Here is a 417-nt window from a genome sequence, read left to right as displayed (position 1 = left end):
CTTGCGTGGCTGGTTCATGAGCGTGGCATAGAACCTCACATTCCGGTCTTCGACAAATCTGCCCGGCAGGACGGGACTTTCGAACGTCGAGATTTCACATATGACCATGTGCATGATCTTTACATCTGTCCTGGAGGCCAGGAACTGAAGCAGCAGTGGCGCAAGATCAACTCGGATCAACCAAACGCCCCTCCCGACAACCTACTTCGATAGCGTTCGTCGAAACTGGCGTGCGACGTATGCACTCTCAAACCGAAATGCTGCCCCGATCAGCCCAGTCGTAAGGTCCTGCGCTCCGTCCATGAAGGCGCTCGTGATCTGGCCCGCGACATTGCCTTAACCGACGCCTATATTGTCTCCAGACGAGAACGAAAGAAGGTCGAAATGCTGTTTGCTCACCTCAAGCGCATTTTGAAG

The 417-nt window shown here is 54.0% G+C and carries 1 pseudogene; it reads left to right on the top strand.

Annotated elements, in window-relative coordinates:
- Positions 1-417 (top strand): annotated as a pseudogene (locus tag HK11_RS11885) (transposase); the annotation flags it as partial.

The organism is Acetobacter sp. DmW_043 (genome assembly GCF_002153485.1).
Classification (GTDB): domain Bacteria; phylum Pseudomonadota; class Alphaproteobacteria; order Acetobacterales; family Acetobacteraceae; genus Acetobacter; species Acetobacter thailandicus.
The sequence above is the reverse complement of the archived record's forward strand: the minus strand, read 5'-3'. Positions and strand labels throughout refer to the sequence as shown.